Source organism: Novosphingobium percolationis (assembly GCF_020179425.1).
GTDB lineage: Bacteria > Pseudomonadota > Alphaproteobacteria > Sphingomonadales > Sphingomonadaceae > Novosphingobium > Novosphingobium percolationis.
The window spans coordinates 1-971 of sequence record NZ_JAILYM010000026.1; the positions used below are offsets into that span (position 1 = coordinate 1).

The following is a 971-nucleotide window of genomic DNA, read 5'->3' on the forward strand; positions in this document are numbered from 1 at the left end:
TTTTGGCATTGGGCCCTCGGCGCTGACGGAGGCCATGGGCATGCTCAACCACCATTTCGCAGCAGCCGCCTGATCGGCGCAGAGCGACAGCCTACCTCTGACTGCCGCCAATCTTTGCAACAGAGCCGGTTCACCAGCGACCCTTGCCAGCACACGATCCATCGCTTCCAGCACCGTCACTTGCTTGCCGAGCTTGGCGAGTACCGCAGCCGCCTCGAGGCCGATATACCCGCCACCGATCACCACGACATTCTGCACTTTCGGCGTCTCGGCCAGCATGCGGTCAGCGTCAGCACGAGTGCGGACGTTGTGGACACCCATGAGATCGCTTCCCGAACAGCTCAAGCGACGAGGCGCACCGCCAGTTGCCCAGATCAGCTTGCCATAGCCAATGCGGCTTCCGTCGGAGAGCACAACATTTTGCTCCGCCGGATCGACGGCCACAACCCGTCGCAGGAGCTGCAACTCGATATCGCGCTCGGCCCAGATTGCCTGAGGTCGAATGAGAATTCTTTCGAAGCTCTTTTCGCCTGAGAAATATTCCTTGGAGAGCGGCGGGCGTTCATATGGCGGATCTGGCTCATCTCCCAGCAGTGCCACACTTCCCGCATATTTATGCTGGCGCAGCGCGAGCGCGGCTTGAGCTCCCCCATGCCCGGCCCCAACAATAAGAACATCGTACCGCTCGCTCATGGGATAGATAGCTTCCTTACAGGATTACATAAGCCGTGCTTTGCTTGTCACGCCGTCGGTTAACGGCAAGAGCCTGATTGAGCTCTCTTTGCGAACTCAAGTGCCCTCAATCTTCCGGCGCAATCGTGATGCAAAGTCCGTCCAGAGCATCAGACCCAACTTGAACAGTGCTTTTGGAAAAGGCATTTTTGTTCAATGACATGCACGCACCGGCGCGAGTGTTACCACTACATTTTTGGGTTTGGTTGAGCTTGCAGAGGCTTAGGTTCGCGGCGGCA

At 57.8% G+C, this 971-nt stretch carries 1 pseudogene; it reads right to left on the reverse strand.

What is annotated here, in order from left to right:
* Positions 1 to 129 precede the first annotated feature (129 nt).
* A pseudogene (locus tag K3A84_RS20255) lies at positions 130 to 693 on the reverse strand (NAD(P)/FAD-dependent oxidoreductase); the annotation flags it as partial.
* Between the last annotated feature and the right edge of the window lie 278 nt (positions 694 to 971).